The 18,594-nt window shown below is 26.5% G+C and carries 22 protein-coding genes; 12 read left to right on the forward strand and 10 right to left on the reverse strand.

The window, feature by feature from the left end:
• Positions 1–152: 152 nt before the first annotated feature.
• The 4 genes from JJC01_17230 to JJC01_17245 are packed head-to-tail and all read left to right on the forward strand — an operon-like array spanning position 153 to position 3,193.
• On the forward strand, positions 153–803 hold the full coding sequence (locus JJC01_17230) for a Crp/Fnr family transcriptional regulator (GenBank protein UDN57884.1): 651 nt from the start codon (positions 153–155) through the stop codon (positions 801–803).
• A gap of 49 nt (positions 804–852) precedes the next feature.
• Entirely contained in the window at positions 853–1,860 is a 1,008-nt protein-coding gene (locus JJC01_17235; GenBank protein ID UDN57885.1) for an ABC transporter substrate-binding protein, read from the forward strand.
• Between the two features lie 55 nt (positions 1,861–1,915).
• Positions 1,916–2,596, forward strand: a complete 681-nt coding sequence (locus JJC01_17240; protein UDN60208.1) for an ABC transporter permease subunit — start codon at positions 1,916–1,918, stop codon at positions 2,594–2,596.
• Complete coding sequence (locus tag JJC01_17245) at positions 2,597–3,193, forward strand: ABC transporter ATP-binding protein (protein UDN57886.1); 597 nt, start codon at positions 2,597–2,599, stop codon at positions 3,191–3,193.
• A 201-nt stretch (positions 3,194–3,394) separates the two neighbouring features.
• On the opposite strand, the gene JJC01_17250 is transcribed toward JJC01_17245, so the two are convergent.
• From JJC01_17250 to JJC01_17285, 8 genes are all read right to left on the reverse strand, one after another.
• A complete protein-coding gene (locus JJC01_17250; protein ID UDN57887.1) occupies positions 3,395–3,544 on the reverse strand; it encodes a hypothetical protein in 150 nt (49 codons plus the stop codon).
• Between the two features lie 356 nt (positions 3,545–3,900).
• The gene (locus tag JJC01_17255) at positions 3,901–4,482 is read right to left on the reverse strand and encodes a 4Fe-4S binding protein (protein UDN57888.1); all 582 of its coding nucleotides are present in this window, start codon (positions 4,480–4,482) and stop codon (positions 3,901–3,903) included.
• Positions 4,475–4,705, reverse strand: a complete 231-nt coding sequence (locus tag JJC01_17260; GenBank protein UDN57889.1) for a 4Fe-4S binding protein — start codon at positions 4,703–4,705, stop codon at positions 4,475–4,477. Before JJC01_17260 ends, JJC01_17255 begins: the two co-directional genes overlap by 8 nt.
• A 250-nt stretch (positions 4,706–4,955) precedes the next feature.
• On the reverse strand, positions 4,956–5,231 hold the full coding sequence (locus tag JJC01_17265; protein UDN57890.1) for a transcriptional regulator: 276 nt from the start codon (positions 5,229–5,231) through the stop codon (positions 4,956–4,958).
• A 66-nt stretch (positions 5,232–5,297) separates the two neighbouring features.
• Positions 5,298–6,599, reverse strand: coding sequence for an AAA family ATPase (locus JJC01_17270; protein ID UDN57891.1), 1,302 nt, complete (start codon positions 6,597–6,599; stop codon positions 5,298–5,300).
• Between the two features lie 200 nt (positions 6,600–6,799).
• The gene (locus JJC01_17275; protein ID UDN57892.1) at positions 6,800–8,194 is read right to left on the reverse strand and encodes a conserved phage C-terminal domain-containing protein; all 1,395 of its coding nucleotides are present in this window, start codon (positions 8,192–8,194) and stop codon (positions 6,800–6,802) included.
• A 452-nt stretch (positions 8,195–8,646) separates the two neighbouring features.
• Complete coding sequence (locus JJC01_17280) at positions 8,647–8,904, reverse strand: transcriptional regulator (protein ID UDN57893.1); 258 nt, start codon at positions 8,902–8,904, stop codon at positions 8,647–8,649.
• Between the two features lie 314 nt (positions 8,905–9,218).
• Positions 9,219–9,989 carry a nucleoside phosphorylase gene (locus tag JJC01_17285; protein UDN57894.1) on the reverse strand — a complete coding sequence of 257 codons (771 nt, stop codon included), beginning with the start codon at positions 9,987–9,989 and terminating at the stop codon, positions 9,219–9,221.
• A gap of 423 nt (positions 9,990–10,412) precedes the next feature.
• Between JJC01_17285 and JJC01_17290 the strand changes: the two genes are divergently transcribed.
• The 6 genes from JJC01_17290 (at position 10,413) to JJC01_17315 (ending at position 13,981) form a co-directional block, all read left to right on the forward strand.
• A complete protein-coding gene (locus tag JJC01_17290; protein UDN57895.1) occupies positions 10,413–10,634 on the forward strand; it encodes a DUF1659 domain-containing protein in 222 nt (73 codons plus the stop codon).
• A gap of 309 nt (positions 10,635–10,943) precedes the next feature.
• Positions 10,944–11,168, forward strand: a complete 225-nt coding sequence (locus tag JJC01_17295) for a DUF2922 domain-containing protein (protein ID UDN57896.1) — start codon at positions 10,944–10,946, stop codon at positions 11,166–11,168.
• A 16-nt stretch (positions 11,169–11,184) separates the two neighbouring features.
• Positions 11,185–11,334, forward strand: a complete 150-nt coding sequence (locus JJC01_17300; GenBank protein ID UDN57897.1) for a YvrJ family protein — start codon at positions 11,185–11,187, stop codon at positions 11,332–11,334.
• A gap of 256 nt (positions 11,335–11,590) precedes the next feature.
• Entirely contained in the window at positions 11,591–12,028 is a 438-nt protein-coding gene (locus JJC01_17305; GenBank protein ID UDN57898.1) for a LytTR family transcriptional regulator, read from the forward strand.
• 131 nt (positions 12,029–12,159) lie between these two features.
• Positions 12,160–13,053 carry a CPBP family intramembrane metalloprotease gene (locus JJC01_17310; GenBank protein ID UDN57899.1) on the forward strand — a complete coding sequence of 298 codons (894 nt, stop codon included), beginning with the start codon at positions 12,160–12,162 and terminating at the stop codon, positions 13,051–13,053.
• 100 nt (positions 13,054–13,153) lie between these two features.
• Positions 13,154–13,981 (forward strand): MerR family transcriptional regulator, encoded by an 828-nt coding sequence (locus tag JJC01_17315; protein UDN57900.1) that lies wholly within the window; start codon positions 13,154–13,156, stop codon positions 13,979–13,981.
• A gap of 706 nt (positions 13,982–14,687) precedes the next feature.
• Here the strand turns inward: JJC01_17315 and JJC01_17320 are convergent.
• Positions 14,688–16,007, reverse strand: a complete 1,320-nt coding sequence (locus JJC01_17320) for a sensor histidine kinase (protein ID UDN57901.1) — start codon at positions 16,005–16,007, stop codon at positions 14,688–14,690.
• Positions 16,001–16,711, reverse strand: coding sequence for a response regulator transcription factor (locus tag JJC01_17325; GenBank protein UDN57902.1), 711 nt, complete (start codon positions 16,709–16,711; stop codon positions 16,001–16,003). The genes JJC01_17320 and JJC01_17325 overlap by 7 nt, the downstream gene beginning before the upstream one ends.
• A gap of 904 nt (positions 16,712–17,615) precedes the next feature.
• Here JJC01_17325 and JJC01_17330 point away from each other — a divergent pair.
• Positions 17,616–18,197: a TetR/AcrR family transcriptional regulator gene (locus JJC01_17330; protein UDN57903.1), complete on the forward strand. Its 582-nt coding sequence runs from the start codon at positions 17,616–17,618 to the stop codon at positions 18,195–18,197.
• Positions 18,198–18,398: 201 nt separating this feature from the next.
• Complete coding sequence (locus JJC01_17335) at positions 18,399–18,575, forward strand: hypothetical protein (protein ID UDN57904.1); 177 nt, start codon at positions 18,399–18,401, stop codon at positions 18,573–18,575.
• Positions 18,576–18,594 lie beyond the last annotated feature (19 nt).

The raw sequence follows: 18,594 nt of genomic DNA on the forward strand, positions 1-18,594 counted from the left end.
TATGATAGCATTAAAAACTACTAAAAATTGTATCAGATGAGACAATTAATAAATAAACTTGATTGAAAATAATTATCAATATTATTGAATTTTGGTAAATACTGTGATATTATTGCAATCAAAGTGAATATTTATCAGAAAAGGTGATGACTTTGAATGAGAAGGAAGTACTAATAAATAGTAAGTTATTTTCTGAAAGATACATTGTAGAAGATAAGATAAAAGCAAAGAGTTATAAAAAAGGTCAATTTATAAGTGATTTTTTTGATAAAGAATATTATGTAGGTGTAGTTAAAGCAGGACAAGTATCCATCTATTGTATATCGAGTGATGGAACTGAAGTTAACATGTCTATTCTAAAGGAAGGAGATGTTTTTGGAATTTCTAATATATTTGATGAAGAATCCTTAGATACTGTACTAAAATGCAAAAGTGATGTTTATGTAGTTTTTTATCCAAAAAAATGCTTTATAGATATGATGAAGTTGGACATTTCTATAGCTTTAGAGTATTCAAGATATTGTAATAGAAAAATACAATTTTTACTGAGAAAGATAGAGTTTTTAAATATACAGTCTAGTAAAAAGAAAGTTATTGAATATTTACTAGAAAAAACTAGTAAAAATGACACTATCCTATTAGAATGTTCTAAGGAGGAGTTAAGTAAAAGGATTAGTGTAAGTCGAGCATCTTTATATAGGGAATTACAATCATTACAAAATGAAAATTGTTTAGAGTTTGGTAAAAAGTGTATAAAAATATTGAATAAAGAAAAGTTAACACAAATTCTATATGAAATATAAACTTAAATAACAGATTCTATATAAAATTAAATACTAGGAGGAAGGTTTTATGAAAAAGAAATTATCAATATTATTACTGGCATCATTAATAATAATTTCATTGGTAGGTTGTGCATCAAACCCACCAGAAAAACAAACAAAAGAAGAAACTAAAGTAGTTGCAAAGGTGACAGCACTAAAAGGTCCTACAGGAATGGGAATGGTTAAGATGATTGGCGATGAAAAGGATAAAAAAGAAAAAGATTATGAATTTTCAATAGCAAATTCTGTTGACGAAATTACACCTAAGCTTGTGAATAAAGAACTAGATATTGCTGCTATTCCCGCAAATCTATCATCTGTTTTATATAATAATAGCAATGGTGAAATAGAAACACTAGCCATTAATACTTTAGGAGTTTTATACATAATTGAGAATGGAAATTCTATAAACAATGTAAATGATTTAAAAGGCAAAACTATTTATTCTAGTGGTAAAGGCTCTACTCCTGAATATGCTTTGAATTACATATTGAAAGAAAATGGAATTGACCCAACTAAAGATGTCAACATAGAATACAAATCAGAACATACAGAATGTTTGGCGGCATTATTAAACGATAAAAATGGAATAGCACTACTTCCCCAACCTTTTGTAACAACAGCATTGACTAAGAGTGATAACTTAAGAGTAGCTTTGGATTTGACAAAAGAATGGGATACTTTAAATAAAGAGAAAAATACTGAAAGTGCTTTAGTAACAGGAGTTGTTGTTGCACGAAAAGAGTTTGTTGATAAATATCCAGAAAAGGTTAAAAGTTTCTTAGAAGAATATAAGAAATCAGTTGATTTTACAAACAATAATATAGAAGAAGCTTCAAAACTTATTGAGGAAAATGAAATAGTTCCAGCACAGATAGCAAAAAAAGCAATTCCAAAGTGTAATATAACATTTATAGAAGGTAATACAATGAAAGATAAATTAAGTGGATACTTACAAGTACTTTATGATGCTAATCCAAAGTCAATAGGAGGAAAGATGCCAGGTGAAGATTTCTACTATACACAAGAAAATTAGTAAAACTCATATACTAGCAATAATCTTTTGGCTTATCGTTTGGCAAATAAGTAGTATGATAATTGGTCAGGAGATACTTTTAGTATCTCCTTTTTCATCTTTGAAAAGGTTATTCGAATTATCTATGAAGTTTGAGTTTTGGCAATCTATACTCTTTTCTTTTCTGAAAATAACAACAGGATTTATATTAGCCTTTATCATTGGAATAATATCTGCCATAATAGCATCTAATAAAAAAAATTTTAGGATACTTATTGAACCCTTAATACTTACAATACAATCTATACCAGTAGCTTCGTTCATAATATTATCTCTAATATGGATATCTTCAAAGAACCTGTCTATTTTTATATCCTTCTTGATGGTATTGCCAGTGGTATATAGAAATATCCTAGATGGAATAAATAGTATATCTAGAGAGTTAAATGATATGGCAAAAGTATTTAAAGTCAGTAAGATAAAAAAAATAAGGTACATATATTTGTCTGAGGTAGCACCATATCTAAGAGCAGCATGTAGTGTTTCTTTAGGTCTATGTTGGAAATCTGGAATAGCAGCAGAGATAATAGGAATGCCTGCTAATTCTATAGGTGAAAACTTATACAAAGCTAAAGTATACTTAAATACACCAGATTTATTTGCATGGACTATAGTTATCATTATAATAAGTATTTGCTTTCAAAAGGGATTTTTATCATTAATAGACTATTTATTAAAAAGATTGGAGATAAACTAAATGGATATAGTAATTGAGAATCTAAGTAAAAAATATAATGATAAGGTTGTTTTAGATAATTTTAATAATGTATTTAAAGATAATGCTATCTCATTTATAACAGGAACCTCTGGTATTGGTAAGACAACATTGATAAGAATATTAATGGGTTTGGAGAAAGCAGATAGCGGAAAAATTGTAGGTATTAGTAATAAAAAGATTAGTGCAGTATTCCAAGATGATAGTTTGTGTGAAAATCTAAGTGTGTCATTGAATATAAAGTTGGTATGTGAAAATCTGGGTAATTCAGAAATTGAAAGTGCCTTAGATGTATTAGACTTAAATGGTTGTATGAATAAAAGAGTAAGGGAATTAAGTGGTGGTATGAAAAGAAGGGTTGCAATATTAAGAGCTTTATTATATGATTTTGACTTGCTTATAATGGATGAGCCATTTAAAGGGCTAGATACAGAAACTAAGTATAAGGTTATGGATTTTGTAATAAGAAAGATGGAAAACAAGAGTGCTATAATAATTACTCATGATATGGATGATATAAAATACTTTAGAAATCATGAAAAGTTAATAATTGATTTTAAAATGCCTTCAATATATTGATTTTAAAATCAACTAAAGTTTTTATATGAATGTTATTTCAAACTTACTAATTCTGTATACCAAAAAGGCTGTAGGCAAATTTATTTTTACATAAAAAAGTACCTGCGATTAAAACAAGTACTTTACATATTTTTTCTAATTTGTGATATAATAAAAGCAAGAAGAACTACAATCTATTTGCAGTAGAGTGGAGTTCGTAAATTAGTGTTTCTTGTTGAACTTAATCTTTAGTTCAAAACTAAAGTCACTCCTGCCAGAGTGGCTTTTTACTTTTTTAAACAATTTATCAGTTAAGTAAACTATTAAACTGGCAACTAAACTTGCTAGTACACCTTGTAAAAAATTATCCACACATACTCACCTCCCTTCTATACGTTGGGAGGATAACCTTTTGTATGAACTCCACTCTATAAATTGTAGATTACATCTTCTTGCTAAAACTATTATAACATATAATTCCTACATATTTTACCTATTATATAGTTATTTTCCTATCTCCTTCACCCTCTTTTTCTTTCCCTTTCTGCCTCTTTCATTGCTTTATATTCTATCTTATTATTTAATTATTATTGCTATCTAAATTCCTTGTATCCACTCTTTTTAATTTATCTACTTAATTAATGCTCTTACACATAAAAAAGAAGCATAGACAAGTTTATTTTATACAAACTCTATCTATACTCCTTACATATTCACATAAACTCTATCTATATAGACTTACTCTTTGCCTTACATATCATCTGAGTCATAGTACCCATAGGACAATAAACACACCATGAACGAGGCTTAAATAGTATCATCGTAATCAATCCAAGAACAGTCGATGTAAGCATAACACTATAAAAACCAAACGCAAACTGTACCACCCAAGGTGAAACTAAAGTCCCATGATATGCCCATTGCCAAGGCATCTTTATAGTCCAAAGCAAAGTCACTACCTCTTTAAAATTTCTACTACCCTCAAACACTAGATAAGTTGAAAAAAGCATATTAGCGAACATCACCATAAAAAACGTCAAAAAACCATATCTAAACCACTTACTTCTAATAAATTTAGGAATATCTTTATTTCTTGACAACTTTAATTTATTTCCAAGCAAATTAAACAGCTGTCCTCTTCCACAATACTTATTGCAGTACGCTTTATTTCCTTTAATAATAGAAATAAGTAATGGAACAAAGAAACAAATTAACCCAATCCAAGCGAAAATAATATTTACAAATCCCAATATCAAATATATAGAAGAAAAAATCCATAAATAGTCATACCAGTGTTTTTTATTATTCATGACACTTACCTTCTTCCTCTTTTAATATTGTTATAATCTCAATCACAGATGCTGGACATACCTTCTTACAAATACCACATCCAACACATAAGTCTTTATCAATTTTTGCACTAATACCATATGGTACTGAGATAGCTCTCCTTGGACAGACTTTTATACAGCTACCACAGGCTACACACTCATTTTCTAAAATATTTGCATACTTCTTTTTTTTATTAGACATAATAACCTCCCTGTATTATTAATCTATAAGAATTATAACAATATATTTGCTTTTTATCTGTGACTTAATCACATAAGATATCCAGATTAGAAATTATACTCTAATTGTAGAAGGATTTTAAGTAAATAAGCGACATTGAGTTGTTCAAATAATCATAACTTTATACACAGTCTTACTCTATTATTCACAGTTTAAACTTATTTATAGTCGTAACTTTATACACATCACACTTACCTTATCCACAATATATCTATTTTTTTCTAACAATGTACCTGACATTAATAACACTCATATCAAACATTCTAGCTAATTCCATATAATTTTTTCCATTAAACAATTTAATCATAAGCTCATTTCTAGCCTCTTTTAAAGCACCCTCCACTGTCTTAATATAAAAATATGTTCCCCCACTTTGTTGACACAATTTCAGATACTCCAATAAATTATACTTATGTAACTCCTTTGGAATACTCACTTCTATATTGTGTTCTTCAAGCAATTCTATGATTTCCTCTAATTCTAACATCTTTTCACCTCATATTTTATATTATTTTTCGACTTTCAATAAGCTTGTTATGGCTATCTCATTACTCTAATAATTTAGTTCTTGAAAATGCAACCTATCCCCATAATAACAAAAATGCTTATGCCTAGTCTGTCCATCCCTACACTTCGCAACTATTAAATCAACAATCTTAATTCCCCTGTACTCTGATTCTCTAACTAATTCCTCACTTTCTCCTATATCTTTTACTGCTTCTTCATAATCACTCCCTTTTAATTGATGTATATAAACCACATTGTTGCTATCGTGGTAGATGGCTTTACTATCCCTCATAGGTCTATCTCCATAAGGTCTAAAATCTTTCATTTCATCATTTAATTGACTTAACTGAATTATTGGTATATCAAAATCCAAAGTCATACTTTTTAATTCTCTAGAAAAAGTGGCTACTTCTCTTTCTCTTTTTTCCATACTTTTTTGAGATGTAAGAAGTTGCACATAATCAACAATTAATAAGTCTGGCTTTATTTGCCTTATCCTCTTTCTAATTGCACTGATTGTGTCTATCTTGTCATTTATATAAATTAAGTTATTCTCACGTAAATCCCCTATTGCATTTACAATTAGTTTCCAATCACTTTTACTTATCTCTTTAGATTTCATATTTCTTGTACTTACTCCTGTTATCTTGCATATATTTCTCATAAACACTTGCTCACTTGTCATTTCTCTACTTATAAATAGAGTCTTTTTCCCTTGCTTGGCCGAATTTAACATTATTTGAAGAGCTAAAGCAGTCTTTCCAACCCCTGATTTAGCTGCTATTGTCGTTAGCTCTCCTTTAAAAAGACCTCCTATAGTCGAATCAAGTAAACTTATCCCAAACTTAAATCCAACATCCTTTTTACTTTCTAAAAAATCAAGGACTTTTTCTGCTATGCTATGTACATCATCATTTTCATAAGTATCTTTGTCCAAGATTTTTCTTATATTATTTTCAAATTTATAGATGCAAGTATCAATATTTTCTCCAAAGTTTATGCCTTCCAAGAGTCTTTGACAATTTTGATTTATGCTTCTTCTTGCTAAGTTTTCTTTTAAAATTTTTATATAACCATCAATACCAAAAGTTTGACCCCATGTAATTACACTAGTTAAACTACTCATTTTAATTGCTAAAGATTTCTCATCTATCTTTGATTTTACAGTTGCTACATCAATTATTATATTTTCTTTTCTAAGTTCTTTCATGATTTTAAATATTTCAATGCATGTAGAATTCATAAACATATTTTCATTTAAGTCATCTAGTTTGTAGTTTAATTTATTGTCTAAAATAATTGTGCCTAAAATAGCCTGCTCTATTTCAACAGCTTTTGATTTAACCATATAAATTAATCTCGCTTTCCTCTTAAGTTTTATATTTTAATATTATTAAGTCTTTTATTTTTATATTAGATTGCAACGATATTGTCAGTTAGAAATATACTTTTAATTATAAAAGATATAAATATATTACTAGTTAGAAATGCATTATCAGCTATAAAATATATAAATTCATTCCACCTATAAACGCATTATCAGACTAATTAAAATTCACAGATTGGATTCCAATACCTTGCATTTTCATGTTTTTTTCTTTCACGATTGCTGTCGTCATACGTGGTATAGTCAGAATACATATAATTATTACTTCTATTATTGTCGCTCTTTTTACACTGGTAAACATTACTTTGATTTTTTACAGATATGTTTTCATTAACATAGGATTCAAATTTATGGCTAAATAAGGTCTCTGGTCTTATATACATTTCCATTATGGTATCTTTCCACTTAGCTACTTTTACCTCAATAACTTTGTAGAAATCTTCTAAGACATAACCTTCCTTTAGTCTTTCGTTGATAAGTTTTATGCTCGTTGGAGAATTGATTTTAAAATTTTTTCCTGTTTTTTTATTTAGCATATTTATAATGCTTTGCTGTATATTTTTTTTATTAAATTTATTTAAGGATTCTTTTTTATTTGTTACAAACTTATCTTCTTTTTGTGTATCATGAATATTATCAAAACCACTCTTTTTACCATCTCTATTCATGCTACTAAATACTTTACTATTACTTAATTTTATAACATTTTTACTTTGATTATCTTCTATGTCATTTTTAGTTATTTTATCTATGTCATTACATGTTTCATTAAATCTAACATTTGAAGACCTCGATTTTAAATTAGAGTTTTCGATTTTAAGTTCTTCTCCAATAAGTGTTTTTTTGGTATAATCTTTAATTTTATTAGTTACATTAGTAAAATTAATAACAGATTTTTCAGAGTTGATATTTTCATTGTTGATATTTTCATTATTAGAGCTAGTATTTTTACCATGAGTTTTTATTCCACTAGAAGCTAAGTCATTGCTTTTTTTATTAGCAGAATTATTCTTACTACTTAATATACTACAGTCATCACAACTACTACATTCTGTATTATCATAAGCACTATTGTACTTTGACATTCCACCACCATAAATACAATCTTCATCAATACAACCTTTATTTTCAACATTTCCATAACTATACTCTAAATTACTGAATTCATAGTTCTCTACACTGTTATAGTTAAAATCTATAGTTTCATCACTATCAAGTAAATTCTCACTAGTACTATCAAATAAATCTTCACTAATTTCTGAACTGATATAGCTATATATAGAATGCATCTTCCCCCTTGTTCCCTTAGACACAAGCCTTATTACTCCTAAATCTGAAAACTCTCTTACAAGCCTACTTATAGTAGAAATAGAAAGTTGTAAATCTGTAGCAGTTCTTCTTACTGTCATATAAAATTGACCTCTTGGTAAAGTACCTTGCAATCTCTGTATATTTTCTTTTCTCATTATATAATGATTAAATCTTATTTTATTAATATCATTTGTTATATCAAAGCCTAATACTACTGAATTCAATTTATAAAATCCATTATTCATATCTACTAACCCCTTTTCTACTAATAAGTAATCATTTCTCAATAATTATTACTTTATATAGATAACATAAAGTTTAAATTTAAATATATATTTATTTTAATATATTTTAAATATACTTATTAATCCCTTAAAATCCCTATTTATATTCTTAAATATGCAAATATATTATGTCATATTTATTTATATTTTTTTATTTATATAGCTTATTTATTGTTTTTTCCCCTTTATACAAGCAATTGTATCATTTTGTTTATTTTTTATCCAACAAATATTTTCGACTATTTTTTTTGAATTCTCAATATATCTCCATTATTTAACAGAATATTTTATAGAATATACAATCTATTTAAATTAATAGGCAATAAATTTAGTAATTTTGTCTAAAAAAAACTTTATAAAATGTCTTTTACCTACTTCACACTTAATCTTTACAAAATACTTTGTATAACAACTTATATACTGTTTTCATTTATTATTCGCTTAATATTGCTTACACACATGTTATGTTTAATGGCGAGCTCCCCATAATTAACCCCATTAAATTGTCTCACTATCTCCCTATTTCTTGCATATCTAAAAATCCCCTTACATGTAGGTATATAAGTGTTTGTACCTCCATACAATTTAGCAATCTCTACAAACTTATCAATACCCACTATTTCCACCATTGCATGAAACTGAACTGGTATATCTTCTAATTTTACTTTCATAAACTACACTCTCCTTTAAAATATTTTTAATAACTTTAGTAGCTTTAATAAAGATTTTAATGGTTTAAGAGTAAAATGTTAATATTGGACTTTTAACTTTTTTATTTACAGATTAAATTTAATAATTTTTTTAACATAAACCTTAGACTAAAACGAACACTTTTAAAGCATTTTTAATATAATAATATTTTTCCAGAAGGAGCATATAGCTATATATCACTTTTAAATTCAACAATAAAAAAAGCAGTAAACCTTAATCGATTTACTGCTTTGGTAATTTAAAATTAAAAAATACAAGTTAAAGCACTTTAAATTTACAACTTGATAGCACACTCCATTGCAAGCTCAAAGGTATGTACTTTTTGTGAAATAGGACGTATAGTTAATCCTCGTTGTTCCCATACATCTGAGTTTAGATTATCACAAGCATAAACAAACTGTGAAAATATAACATTTCTAAATTGTGCTGCGACAGCTACAGCAGCACATCCCATATCAACTGCAATACACCCCTGTGTCTTCCGTGTAAGTATTTTATTAGGTGTTTCACTGTATGGAGCATCAGTAGTCCATATTTTACCTTTTATGTATGATAATCCTTTACTTTTAAATACAGATTCAATCACTTTAACTCCATGTGGGTTAAGTATAATTTCACCAGAGACTGGTTGATAATGATAACTTGTGCCCTCATCATGGATAGCTGATGTTGGAATGATTAGATATGCATCATCAATAGAATTGTCTAACACACCACATTCTCCACAGATAAATATCTTCTTTGCTCCTAATTCAACTAATTCTTCAAAGTTGGTTACACATGCTGTTGCACCTACCATAACCTGACAAATTCCAATTCTTACATTCTTGAAAAATACTTCATAAATTGGTATATCTCTAGCAACATTAATTAAACGACCTATTTTTTTACCATTATACTTTTCAACAATTGTTTGTATCATAGATTTTGAAAATTCACATACAATAGTCTCAGGAAAATGACAATCAGGTTTTTCTATTACATATTCTGACATCAAAATCCCTCCCAAATCAGAGTCAAACTGTTCCAACAGAATTTCACTCACAATATAACCTCCTCTCAAAATTTAGTATAGCATATTGTTGTTCAATATCGTGTTCCTGTTCAACATATGGAGTATATTATATCACGATGAACTAGCTAAAATAATTAAAGGTATATACTTACAATCTAGCTACTGGACACAGATACTGGATACATCTAGATAGTTCATTCTAAACAAACATATTAAACATTTTATCCCCTCTAGAAAATATTCTAAGCAAAATCAATAAAAAACTATTGCACATAGAGCATACAAACATTCAATCAATCATTAAAATATATATACTTATAAAGTGTTCTATAAAATTTTAACAAAAAATCTTAAGAAATTACGGTTTAACTCCTATATTATCTTATATGATACTATAGATTTAACAAAGAAAGTCGACAAATCTTTGAAATTAAATTTTTAGGAGGTAGTTTTATGGCAGTTGTTTCAACAAAAAATTTATCTAGTATAAAACTGAAATTGGATGCTGGTTTTGATGATAAGGGTAAGGCAGTTATTAAAAGTAAATCTTTCGCAAATGTAAAGGCAGAGGCATCAAACGATGATGTTTATGCAGTTGCAGAAGCAATCGCAAATCTTCAAGAAAATCCTATTGTAGATATTTTAAAACTAGATAGCACATCACTATCTAAATAGTAACTTTCAAATATAGTCTATACTAATGATTATAGTCTACATTAAAATTCATCAACTATTTATATATCATGTTCAATATATAATACACTTGATATTATATAAATTTAACAAATTATACACTTAATATATTGATACTTTAAGCAGTTTAATATCTTAAGTAATTTAAATATGTTCGTAAATTAAACATGTTAGTTATTTTAAATACTGCTTTGCTTTAAGTATAACAATACCAGAGTATTTTCTACCCTAACAATAATTAAAATACTTAAAGCAATTAAAAAAATAAATTATTATCGTGGAGGTAACTGTATGGAGATTAAGAAAAAATTAGTCATGAGTTTCAAGAATACAAAGGATAAACAAGTTTCTTTTTCTATAGAAAATCCAAAGGAGGACTTAACTGAAGAAAATATAAAATCTGCTATGGATTTGATAGTATCTAAAAATGTTTTTTCAGTTGGAGGATTTGACCTTGCTTCTGCTGTTGAAGCTAAGATTGTAGAAACTAATACTACTCCTTATGACCTAGTTTAGGATGGGAGGTAATTTTATGGATGATAGTTTACAATTGTTAATAACTAATGTTGGTTTTCCTATAGCTCTATCCATGTATTTATTGGTTAGAATTGAGGGCAAATTGAACACACTATCTAACAGCATTGATGTACTATCTAAAAATATTTTGACATTTGAGAAGTAATTTGACAACATATGTAAGTCATAAGATAGGTCTATTTGTATAATAATTAGAGATATTCTATGAAAAGTACTACGATATTTGGATAACATTTCCAAATAGTCGTAGTATTTTTTCGAATTTTACCACTTTAAATTTGAATTTTACTATTTTAAATTTGAATTTAACTGTACTTAATTTGAAATTTAGCACTCATCTAGTTGGACTCAATAAAATATAATGCTATTCTAATGACAGTAATAAAATGAGGTGATAATTAATGAAAATACATGTCGAACAATCCACTAATTTTGATGATATTGAAATAATTATAAAATGCTCTGCCATTGACAATAATATTGAAAAAATAATTTCACTACTAAATACACCATTACTAGATATAAATGGTAAAAAAGCAGGAGAAATTTATAAGCTTAATATTTGCGATATTTTATACTTTGAGACAGTTGGCAATAAGACATTTGCTTACTATAAAGATGATGTATTTGAAGTTGACCTAAAAATATATGAATTATCAAACCGATTACACAATACATCTTTTTTACGAATATCTAAATCTATGATTTTAAATATGGATTACCTAGAAAGTATAAAAGTAATATCACATAATCGCATGCAAGCTACTTTATCAAATAATGAAAAAGTTATTATAAATCGCCGTTACATAAAAAATATTAGAGATAAGCTAAATATTTAATAAAAATTATAAAAATCGAAAATATTTTATTAATATCACTAATTATCTACTTATTAATCAACTTTATAGTCAAAATAAAATAAATATAAATTAAACCACTATTAACAAAATGAAAGGATAGTGAACATAAGATGCAATTATATAATCCCCATTTTAATTCAGATAAAAATTTAATTTTTTTCTTTACAAGCACTCTATTATGGACTTGGCTATTTAGCTTTACACCTGTATTATTAGGAGTTACAAATACCATGCTTGGAAAACTTCTTTTTTACTTCGCATATACAGCCCCTTCTGTCATAGGGCTACTTTTTATTTTCACAATATATCCAAATAGCGCAAGAAAAGATTTTCTTTACAGGAGCTTTAGCTTCAAAGAAATAGGAGTAAAATGGCCATTATTAACAGTACTCTTTTTTGCTTTAATTGTAATTTGTTCTTTACTAATAGGAAAATATTTTCATCTAGAAATTAATGATGTGGATTGGATGCACATAGCTATTTATACACCTTATAAAATACCAATTATGCTATTTATAAGCTTTATACTAAGTATACTTAGCCAAGGATTTGGATGGATAGGATATTCTCTTGATAAATTATTAGTCAGATTTGGATTTACAGGTGCTTCAATTATTTTAGGTACTATTTGTGGAGTTTGGTATTTGGGATGGTATCTTACACCTGGTCAAATCCCATATAATCTACTGCAATATTCTTTATTTGATGCACTTTTATTTATACCATCTACTATACTTCTAAACTTTGTTATTACATTTGTATATATTAATACACATAGAAGTATTTTAGCAGGTGGATTTGTACATATGATGTGTGACTTCTTTACCATTCAACTATATTCTTACTACCCTATTGAAGCCTATGTAATGGCTCAATATGTAAAAATAATATTTTGCCTCATATTAATTATTTACATAATTTCTTCTGCTAAATTTAAACAGAAAATTAATTCTGAAATTGAGAAGATAAAATCAGACGAATTTGAATTTGAGTTAGACTGCTGATTATAGATTAAACTGATAATTAAATGCATTTTCCTAAACACTTGAAGTATACAAAAACAAAATATATACTGATTATAAGTGAGAAGGGGGTCATATTTTCATGTTTAAAATTGGAGAATTTTCAAAACTAACACAAGTCTCTATTCGAATGTTACGTTATTATGATGAACTTGGTATTCTAAAACCAGCAAAGATAGATAAATACACAGGTTATCGCCTATACTCTGCTGACCAAATTTCAACTTTACAAAGAATTATTTTACTAAGAGATTCAAAATTTACTGTTTCAGAGATATCAAATATTATTCATAATTGGAACGACGAACTTGTGATTAAAGAATTGAATCGAAAAAAAATTGAAATACAAGATGAAGTTAAAAAAGAACAACAAAGAATAAATAATATTAATAAATTGATTAAGGCTATAGATGACAATAAAGATGAGATTCATTACAATGTTATCTTTAAGGAAATTCCCAGTTATAAGATTATCTCGCTTAGAGAAATAATTCCAGACTATCACCATGAAGGTATACTGTGGGAAAAATTATATGAATTTATTAAAGAAGAACATATAGAAATATCCCACCAAGCAAGCAACAATATAGCACTTTATCATGATGAAGAACTGAAAGATTGTGGTGTAGATATAGAGGTTGGAACGGTTGTAAAGAAATTAGGAAAAAACAAATCTGGATTTATATATCGTGAGACAGAGGCAGTTGATATGATGGCATGTAGTATGGTATATGGCCCATATGAAAATATAGCTGGTGGGTATGAGTCATTTGCTTACTGGCTGGATAAAAATAGTGATTATAAAATGTCTGGTATCAATAGGCAAATTGGTCATAAAGGGGTTCATAATGAGGAAAATCCTGAAAACTATCTTACAGAAATTCAGATACCAGTAATAAAAGTTAAATAGATTTGTAATAAAAATACACAAATAAAAATAGCTAACAGATTGATTCTGTTAGCTATTTTTATCCAATAATTCTTATCTATATCATGTAAAACTTCTTATCACTATTATGTTATTTAAGAAGTTCTCTCTAAACTCACAAGCTACCTTACTAAATGTAAAGAAGCTATACATACCAATACCGATTAGATATATCGCTTTTTTCTCTTAGTCACTCTGTTTTTTATTTATAACAACTATTTATGTAGCTTTTAGACACTTATCAGAATACATTAATTATTGATTTACATTTGTCTAAAGAATCTATCATAATTAAGACCTCCTTAAGTTAATAAAATGTTTTCTTTCAATATTTTTTAATAAATATTTATTGCTAATATCAAGCCACTATCTATCAATTACTCCTTTACTATTTTTATGTTACTCAATATAAGTTTTATTAATCTTATATTTTGAATTTTTTTCATTTCTTACTCCCTCTTTGTTGCTGAATCATTCCAAATATTAATATTGTAATAATATATATAAATATAAATCATATTATTTTTGTTATATTATTTTATTTAAAATTAAAAAGGATGTTATCTTATTAACGCAAGATTCGATTATTTTTATTAACTCCAAATTTTCTATGCTTAGCAGATAACATCCTCTATATTATTTTTCAATACTATTACTCCAACTAGGCACTTTAAATTTTCAACTGGAATTATTTTCTAGATAATGGTATATAAATAGTAGTTGTAAACTTATTTTTATCTGAATATATTTCTACATTTCCATTATATTTTTCTACTGAACTTTTTATACTACTTATTCCTATTCCATGTAAAAATGAGTCTTTTTTATCTGTAATAATTTTATTATTCTTTAATATAATCTCATTTATTTTTGTATTTTCACATTTAATTACAAATAATCTATTTATAATAGTTCCTCTTAATTTAATCTTTTTTTGTATATTTGTATCGTAAATCTTATTACAAGCTTCTATTGCATTATCTATCATATTTGAAAATATGCTACACACATCCGCCATTTCTATAAAATTGCATTCTAAAAAATTAATATCTACTAAAAAATCTATGCCATTTATATCACAAATAGATTTTTTCTCACTTAAAATAACATCTAAAATCATACTTTGTGTATTAAATATAGTATTACATTCATTTATTTGCTTATTTATATCTTTAATATACTTCTCTGCAATCTCATTTTTACCATAAATATTCTTAATACAAATAATATGATTGTTCATGTCATGGTATAGTTTTCTTATTTTCGACTGATATTCCTGTAAATTTAAATAGTATTTATATTGCATATTTATCTTTTCTTTTGTAATTTCATGTTCCATCTTTAGGTTATTGTCTTTTATTATTCTACCTATAATACTTACTAACGAAATATTTGAAAGTAAAAATACAATTGATATAACAAGTATTGTCAAACTTTCGGTAGGATTAATACTCTTATCTTTAAAAATAAATCCAAATACAACTATTATGCTAACAATATTTGCTATTAAGGGGAAAAATAAATAGATACAATCCTTCTTGTTTATTTTTATTTTTAATCTAATAGCTTTAAGTAATGGTATTAATCCTATTAGTAGTGATTTAGATATAATTATTAATTCTAGTTTTAATAAATTATTATTTAATAAATCACTCATCTCTTGTATAGAGTTAAGTGTGCCTACTATACTTAATCCAGTACTATCAAATCCGATTAATAACATCCAATATAATAAACTTATAAACACACTTTTCCATTGGTCCACCACATAATTACTTCTATACAATAGATATGTAATAAATATACATATAAATAACTTAACCTTTATATCAAATTCAATTATAGTCAAGGTAGTAATTATTATAATTGCAATTAGTAGACTACTATTTAAAACTGACTTGCTCTTTCTTAGCTCACTAAGTTCATCTAATATAAATTTTAATACAATCCATTCTATCATTGTAGAAAATAAAGTTAGAATAATCCCCCATACATCTATCCCTAACATAATACATCTCCCAATACATGTGTTAATTTTGTCTTTAAATCAGATATTCTATATTTACTGACTGGAATATTTTCATTATTAATAACTACAGTATTTTTACATATAAGTTGAATATATTCCATGTTTATTAAATAGCTTTTATGACATCTAAAAAAATTATATTTTTCTAATTCTAACTCTATTTTATCCATACTATTATTAGTATTATAAATACCATCTGTAGTATGTATAGTCAAAACCTTTTTCCTGACCTCTATATACATAATACTATTAATTAAAATTTTGTTGATTATACCTTTATTTTCTATCAGCATAAAGTTTTCTCTTTTTTTAATAATATCTGATATACAATTTAAAATATTTTCATTTAAATCCTCAAAATCTATAGGCTTTAATAAATATCTATAAGCCCTTACCTTATAACCTTCTTGTATATAGTCGACTATTGAAGTTATAAATATTATTTCAGAAGTATCATTTGTTTCTCTAATTATTTTAGCTACATCCATCCCTGTTAGTTGAAGCATTTGAATATCTAAAAAATATATATCAACTCCTTCTAAAGCAGACTCCAATAACTCTTCTCCTGAATTAAACTCTAATAGTTCAATTTGACTAGAAACTCCCTCTAAGGATTTTAGTATACACTCTCTTAAGAAAACCATTTGTGTAATATCATCCTCACAAATAACTATTCTATACATAAAAATCCCCCCTTATCCCTTAGATAGAAAAACAGTTAAGGCTACACATTTATAAACTACAGTACCTCCTTACTATTCCTAAACTTAAAGAGTTGGCTATCCTATTTTTGCTTAATCCTTATTCCTTTAACTTTTTATATTCTCTATCTCCTTTTTTATTCTATTACCCTCTTCATTAATCCATTTTCATTTTTTCTTTTCACGCTTCTTTTTTCATTACTTATAGAATGTTTTTAATAAGTATCTATGATAGTTTTCATACATTTTTATTATCTTGATGTTACACTGAGTCTAACATCATATAAATGGTAACAAAACTTTGTCATTTACAACAAAAAATTCTCCTCTATTTTTAGCATGTTTGCACTAAAGATAAGGAGATTTTACAGATTTATTAATAACAATCAATACTTAATATGGTTTAAGCTTATTGCCTCATTAATAATTTTGTATACTTTTTAAATATCGAAATTATTAATGTTTTATGATTGTTATGATAATATTAAAAGATGATAACAATATAAAAAGCTCCCTAACTAGAGTACTCTCTTACCAAGAATGACTGTATAAAAAGCTAAGAGTAAGTCGCCAAACTTAAGAACTCATGACTTTTTTTATTTATTTTTTATTTCATTATAATATAAATTTTAACATAATTCTATTTATTAGTATACAATCTTTAATAATTATATATATTAATACATGATTGATAGAACACATCTTAAACTTAGTATCATATAACCTTATTTATCATGTATTTAACAAGACAATTATAAAAAAACTTCCCCCTACTATCCTCCTTAAAAACTATCCCTCCATTGACATATAAAAGCTTTCGTGATAGTATCTAAACGTGTATTAAACACGTTTAATTTTTTTATGAGGAATTCTTAAGGGGAAAAATATGAAAATAGATTCAAAAAAAGAGCAACTAATTAACACAACAGTTCAGCTATTAACTTCAAATAGAGATATTTCAAGTATCACAGCTAGAGAAATCATAGCTAAAGCAAATGTCAATTTGGCTATGATTAATTATTATTTTAAATCTAAAGAAGCACTAATTAATACTGCTATTAAGAGAATTTTAAAATGCCATATGGATGAATATAAAACTACACATGATAAGCAAAATCTAACACCTAAGCAAGAGTTAAAAGAAATGTTAATGACATTTTGTGATGTTATAATTTTATATAGTCAATTTATAGAGATTTCTGTACCTTACATATTAGTTCAAGAAGACATTATTTATCCATTTGAAATATTGCCTTTGATTAGAGCTCATTATAAAAATCACGACAACAATAAAACTGAAGAAGATTACAAGGTTATTGCATATCAAATAACTTCATTTATACAGTTAGTTCTTCTTCGTTCTAACGCCTTTTTAAGATACAGTGGTATTGATATTATGGATGCAGAGAAAAGAAGTGCTTTAATTGACTCTCAATTAGAGTTATTTTTAATAGACACCATAAAATAGTACTATTTCAGTTTAGTATTTATATCTATTTAGTATTATGTCTATTTAATACTATTTCAGTTTAATTATATATCTATTTAGTACTATTTCAGTTTAATTATATGTCTTTTAGTTTTGATACATAACTCAGCCATACTCTGACAGAACTTAAAGATATTCTCATGGACTCAAATACTTACATTAAATAAAGGGGGAATTTTAATGTTTTTTACATTTATAGGGATAATATCAGCAGTTTTATTGATATGTACAATTATATGTGGACTTTGGATAAAACTTAATAATCGCAATAATGACTCAAATTCTCACTTTACTTTTTCAATACTTTCAATTGTATTTTCGTTATTGATTGTGGTAGCTTTTTTAGTAAAAAAATAGTGTTTTTATATTATAAAAT

Source organism: Clostridioides sp. ES-S-0010-02 (genome assembly GCA_020641055.1).
GTDB lineage: Bacteria > Bacillota > Clostridia > Peptostreptococcales > Peptostreptococcaceae > Clostridioides.